This is a genomic window from Fimbriimonadaceae bacterium (genome assembly GCA_019638775.1).
GTDB lineage: Bacteria > Armatimonadota > Fimbriimonadia > Fimbriimonadales > Fimbriimonadaceae > JAHBTD01.
On sequence record JAHBTD010000057.1, the window covers coordinates 1 to 5618 of the forward strand.

Consider the following 5618-nt stretch of genomic DNA (forward strand, 5'->3'; position numbering starts at 1 on the left):
CGTGCTCGGCGCAGTCCTGATTTCGATCCCGATACCCGAGTGAGCGCCGCATTATTTGGCATCGTGCCTTGAGTATTGGTCCGAGAGCCGCGCTCGGCACGCGTGAGACCGAATTGGCGACCATGGGGGCGCTGACCTATGCGCTTCGCGTGACGGCGCACATGTCCAATCACAAGTAACGGAGGGCGGAATCCGTATGCAGCGGCTGCACCGGATGTCGCCGCTGCGTGCGTACGATGTGCGCAACATCCGGGGTTGTGGTGTCGATGGCCTTGCCGGAAATTCGGGGTACATGACGCAAGGGGAACAGTCCGTTCAGGGTCCTGCCGCCTCCCGCATACGTCATGAGGGGCGTCCATGATCGATCAGAAGACCAAGGCCATGATTCTCCAGGCGCTCGACGACGAGTATAAGGCGCGGGCCTTCTATCGGCTGGTGATCAAGACATTCGGTCCGGTGCGGCCGTTCATCAATATCGTGGAGGCCGAGCATACGCATGCACGAGCGGTCGAAGCGCTGTGCGCCCGCTATGGGATTCCCCTCCCGAACGATGATTGGGGCACAACGCTTGAGCCGCCGCGATCGATTCTGGAGGCCTGCCGAGCCGGCGTCGAGGGAGAGCTCGAAAATATCGCGATGTACGATCGGTTTCTGCGCGAGACGCATGAGCCTGATGTGAGGAGCCTCTTTCAACGCCTCCAAGCCAGGTCACGGGAGGCCCATTTGCCCGCGTTTGAACGCTGTGTCGCACGGGGTGGCGAGGCAGGGCTGGGAGAGGGTTCCGGTAGAGGGCCGCAGCAGACGCCGCCGGCCCGGTCCGGTCCGAAACGACTCCGTCGTCAGGGGAGGACTACATGACCTCATTGCTCGAAAAAGGCGGCGGGGCATTTGCCGGCATCAAGATGCTGCTTTGCGAGAATCCGCTCCCGCCGTTGGACGAAGCGATGGTCGCCGCACAGGAGGAACTGGTCCGGAGCAACTACTATACGGAAGCCTACTCGGCGCCGCTTCGCCGCGTATTGAGCGAGCAGATCGGTGTTCCCGAACGGCTGATTCATGTCAATGCCGGGTCGGAACTGATCCTTCGCCAACTGTTCGGGAGGCTCGGTCAACGCGTCCATTTCCTGACGCCGACCTATGTGCTCTTCCCCGAGATTGCAGAATCCTACACGGAGACACGCCTCTTGCCGCGGGATAATTTTTCGTTCGATCTGGCCAAACTGAGCATTCCGCCGGATACGACGCTCGTGGCGATCGTGAATCCGAATAATCCCAATGGCGGGACCTTCGATATGACGCCGCTCCCTGATCTCTTGGCTCGTTATCCGCGGACGCATTTCCTGGTGGATGAAGCCTTCGTCGGCATGGCCGGTCAGTCAGTGGCCTCGTGGGTGCCGCGTTATCGGAACCTGCTGGTCACGCGTACGCTCTCGAAGGCCCACAGCTTGGCGGGGTTTCGGGTCGGGTATGCGATTCTTCCCGAACCGTTGGCCAACGATCTTAATCATCACAACGATGCCTATCCCTTGGCCAGACCGAGCGAAGCGGCGGCGGTCGCCACGTTACGGCATGAAGAGAAGATTCGAGCGCGGGCGGTCGAGTTGCGGGGATGGGCCGAGGAGTTGGCGGGCGAATTGACAACGATCGGTGTGAAGACGTATCCCTCTGAAACGTATTTTTTTCTCGCGGATGTGGCGCCGCACGACGCATCCGTCGTGGCCGCGAAGTTACGTGAGCAGGGCATTTTGATCAAGGCACTGAACGATGGCATGCTCGGTCCCGGATTCATGCGTGTGACGACGGCCTTGCCGGCGGACAACCGGCGGTTCCTCGATGCGATGCGGGCGGTGTTGGCGGAGGCCTATTAAAGGAGGAGAGATGATGGACGGACGGAGATATGTGTGTGTGATGCTCGGCGGGCTGGCGGCGACCCTGTTGGCCGGTGTGGGGTTTCTGGCGACACAGTCGCAGGCGGAATCGCCGGTCTCGGCCGGGACGGTCGTGGTGGACGGCGTGACCGTCCCTGACATCGCACCCCTGCCGACGGTCGTGCCGATTCCAGCCACGAACCTCAACTACAAGGCCAAAGTCGATTTGGGGAAACAACTCTATTTCGATGGGCGGCTCTCCAAGAACAACGCGATCTCCTGCGCCTTTTGCCACAATCCGTTTACCGGTTTCGCCGATCCGCGCCAGACATCGATCGGAGTGGGTGGAGGCATCGGGGGCCGCCAGGCGCCGACCGTCTACAACACGGGACTCATTCCGCTCCAGTTTTGGGATGGACGCGCCGGATCGCTGGAGGAGCAGGCGCTGGGGCCGATCGCCAATCCCGTGGAGATGGCCGAGGTGCTCGAGCACGTCGTGAAAAAGTTGGCCAAGATCAAGGGATATCAACAGCAATTCCGGGCGGTGTTCGGCACAGACGTCAATCTCCAAAGCCTTGCCGAGGCCATCGCCGCCTACGAGCGGACGGTCGTGTCGACCAATTCCGCCTTCGATAAGTATGTGCTGGGGGATGCGAAGGCCATGGACGAGTCGGCAGTGCGGGGAATGGGGCTGTTCAAGGGGAAGGCCCGGTGCGTGCTCTGTCACAACGGGCCGAATTTCACCGACAATCAGTTTCACAATCTTGGCGTGCCCCAAGCCGGGCCGATGAAAGAGGACCTCGGCCGGTTTTATGTCACCAGGCAGGAACAGGATAAAGGAGCGTTCAAGACCCCGACGCTTCGGAGCATCACCGAGACCGCTCCCTACATGCATGACGGTGTCTTTAAGACGCTGGAAGAGGTGATCGATTTCCTGGATCAGGGAGGCGGGTCGAATCCGCATCTGAGTCCGATGGTGAAGCCGCTCGGGTTGACGAAGGAGGACAAGGCGGATTTGGTCGCGTTTCTGAAGGCGCTGGCGGGGGAGCCGATCAAGTTCGAGATGCCGAAATTGCCGCAATGACCTGGCGCTGAAGGAGTCGCGACTCATGGCACGGTGCAGAGGCTGGTGGGTGTGGATGGTGGTCGCCCTGTGTTTCGATGCCGGGTCTGTGACCGCGCAGGAGGTCCTGCATGTATACGGTCCCGGGGGCCGGCTCCGGCCCTGCGAGAGGCGGCGGCGGAGTTCAGTCGAACCACCGGCATTCAGGTTGAGGTGACGGCTGGTCCGACCGCCAAGTGGCTGGCGAAGGCCAAGTCCGAGGCCGATCTCATCTATTCGGGTTCAGAGTTCATGATGACGGACCTGATTGCCGCGATGGAGGGAGCGGTCGATGAGGCGGCGGCTGCGCCCCGTTATCCTGATGCCGAACCGACAGGAGGCAACCATGAAAGATCTTGTCCGGTATCCCGGTGACCTGTTGTGGGAAGCGTTGCGGGAATTCCCCGGCAAGGGCGAGGTGACGGTATTGCGGGACGAGGGCAAGGGGAAGGCCAAGACCATCATCGTCCGGTTGCCGGCCGGAGGGCAGGTCCTGCCGCATAGCCATGTTGCCCCCGTGCAGCACTATGTGCTCGAAGGGGAATGCGAGACGGAAGGGAAGACGCTGGGACGAGGCGCCTATCGGCTCATGCCGGAACATGCCGATGTGTCGGCCATCTTGACGAAGGAGGGCGCCACCATTCTCATGATCTACGATGCGGCGTCTGGGTAACCGATGGTATCAGGTCTGTGGGTCCCCCTCTCCGCCAGCCTACTCGCTGCGCTGGTCACGACGATCGGGATCTATGTCATTCGCCACTTCGAGAAATGGGGACGCAGGAACAGTACCTACTTTTCGTGTTTTGCGGCGGGTGTCCTGATCTCCGTGTCCTTCTTGCACATCATTCCAAAATCATTTGGGATGAACGAGCAGGCGCCTCTGTACCTGCTCGCCGGCTATGTCTTCATGCATCTGTTCAACCGGTTTCTCACGGCCTATGTCTGCGACAAGAATCCCGAGTTCGCCATTGGGCTGGTGCCGCTGTTGGGGATCGGCTTCCATTCGTTCCTGGACGGCGTCGTCTATTCGATTACGTTTAGCGCCAGCATGCTCACCGGAGCCCTTGCTGCCATCGGTATGGTGCTCCATGAGTTTCCTGAGGGGATCATTACCTATCTCTTGCTCCTTCGGGGCGGCGGCAGTTCGAAGCAATCGTTGTGGCTCGCGTTCCTGGCTGCCGCCGTCAGCACACCATTGGGGACCCTGCTGTCGTACCCGATGATCAGCCGCATTGACCCATCCTTGCTGGGAACTCTGTTGTCGATTTCGGCCGGGGCTCTCATTTATGTGGGGGCGACACATCTGCTTCCTCAAGCGGAGCGGGAGTCGGCCAAGTACAGTCTCATCGCGCTGGCCGCCGGGATACTGGTGGCGGCCGGCATCATCGTGAGTAACGGCTAGCGGGACCGCCGGGAATCTGCGGCCGGCAGCGGCCGCGCTAATTCTCTTCATGGATGGGGATACGGGTCAGAAACTCGCTCACCTCGGGGCTTGCATATGTTCCGTAGGCATCGACGAAGACCCCTCGAGTTCCGTCGCGCGCTTCCAGTGCATAACAGACGGACATGTCGTCCGGGTCCGAGCTTCCTTCGAAACGGTGGTGCTCAACGATCGTCAACTCGTCGGCCCGAAACGTACGCCTGCTGGTCACGTCGTGAACGAGCCCCGCGGCAAACTCGAAGTTTGCCGTGAACCCACGCTCCTGGAGCCCTTTCACCGCCTCGGTCATCGTGCGGTAGGTATGGAAAGCCATGAGATCTCACTCCTTTCATGCGGAAATAGAGCCTGTAGGGCCAAGTAGACCAGGACACTGCCGGCAACGCCTAGTGCGAAGGATCCCATCCTGCCATATTTTCCGGCCAGTGGGATGAGCTCGAAGGCGGAGACCGTGACCATCGCGCCGGCCGCGAAGGCCATAAAGGACGGATTGAGTGCGGGGTTCAAATGCACTGCCACCAAGCCAAGCATGGCGCCGACCGGTTCCGCGAGTCCCGAAAGCACCGCCGCTTTGAATAGGAGCGCCCGGTTTTTGACGGCGACGGCGGGGACCGCCATGGCGAACTCCTCGGGAATATTGTGAATGGCGATCGACAGTGCAACCAGTAGCCCGAGAGACGGCGAAGACAAGAAGGCGTTGGCCATCGCAAAACCTTCCGGGACGTCGTGCAGGATCAGACCGAACACAATGAGGTAGGCGGCTCGTAGTTCCCTGGCCGGCGCTGTCGAGTCTTGTCCCAGATGGATGTGCGGCATGAGGATATGGAGGGTCAGAATCAGCGCGGCTCCCAGGCCGACCGACAGGCTCGTCGTCCCCGGCCCCACAATCCTCAAGGCTTCCGGCACCAGTTCGCAGAGCGAAATCAGGACCATGATACCGGTTGAGAATCCGATACCCATCGCGATCATGCGGGGATTCTCGCCAAGAGTTATGGCGAGTGAGGCGCCGATGAGCGTCGTGCCACCTGATAGGACGGCAAGCACCATCACTGAGATGGAGGAGGCAGGGAGTGAGTCCATCGCAAGCTCTCCTGGAAGGTTTCCTTGGCACGAGGCATACGGATGGTCCTGTCGGCGCGACGTGTCCGGTCATGTGTTAGCATGAATCGTATTCCCGGTTCACCATGGAGACATCAGCCAAAAGGAGTAG

At 60.6% G+C, this 5618-nt stretch carries 7 protein-coding genes and 1 pseudogene; 6 read left to right on the forward strand and 2 right to left on the reverse strand.

Going from position 1 to position 5618, the window contains the following annotated elements; all coding sequences use genetic code 11:
- The first annotated feature begins 357 nt into the window (after positions 1-357).
- The 6 genes and pseudogenes from KF784_19435 (at position 358) to KF784_19460 (ending at position 4372) form a co-directional block, all read left to right on the forward strand.
- Entirely contained in the window at positions 358-858 is a 501-nt protein-coding gene (locus KF784_19435; protein ID MBX3121239.1) for a DUF2202 domain-containing protein, read from the forward strand.
- Positions 855-1868, forward strand: coding sequence for a histidinol-phosphate aminotransferase family protein (locus KF784_19440; GenBank protein MBX3121240.1), 1014 nt, complete (start codon positions 855-857; stop codon positions 1866-1868). Before KF784_19435 ends, KF784_19440 begins: the two co-directional genes overlap by 4 nt.
- 40 nt (positions 1869-1908) lie before the next feature.
- Positions 1909-2952 (forward strand): c-type cytochrome, encoded by a 1044-nt coding sequence (locus tag KF784_19445; GenBank protein MBX3121241.1) that lies wholly within the window; start codon positions 1909-1911, stop codon positions 2950-2952.
- A gap of 55 nt (positions 2953-3007) precedes the next feature.
- Positions 3008-3345 (forward strand): annotated as a pseudogene (locus KF784_19450) (substrate-binding domain-containing protein).
- Positions 3317-3643 carry a cupin domain-containing protein gene (locus tag KF784_19455; GenBank protein MBX3121242.1) on the forward strand — a complete coding sequence of 109 codons (327 nt, stop codon included), beginning with the start codon at positions 3317-3319 and terminating at the stop codon, positions 3641-3643. The pseudogene KF784_19450 and the gene KF784_19455 overlap by 29 nt, the downstream one beginning before the upstream one ends.
- 3 nt (positions 3644-3646) lie before the next feature.
- Positions 3647-4372 carry a ZIP family metal transporter gene (locus tag KF784_19460; protein ID MBX3121243.1) on the forward strand — a complete coding sequence of 242 codons (726 nt, stop codon included), beginning with the start codon at positions 3647-3649 and terminating at the stop codon, positions 4370-4372.
- A gap of 37 nt (positions 4373-4409) precedes the next feature.
- Here the strand turns inward: KF784_19460 and KF784_19465 are convergent, their stop codons facing one another.
- Both KF784_19465 and KF784_19470 read right to left on the reverse strand, forming a co-directional pair.
- Positions 4410-4724 (reverse strand): hypothetical protein, encoded by a 315-nt coding sequence (locus tag KF784_19465; protein MBX3121244.1) that lies wholly within the window; start codon positions 4722-4724, stop codon positions 4410-4412.
- Positions 4697-5488 (reverse strand): ZIP family metal transporter, encoded by a 792-nt coding sequence (locus tag KF784_19470; protein ID MBX3121245.1) that lies wholly within the window; start codon positions 5486-5488, stop codon positions 4697-4699. Before KF784_19470 ends, KF784_19465 begins: the two co-directional genes overlap by 28 nt.
- Positions 5489-5618: the final 130 nt, after the last annotated feature.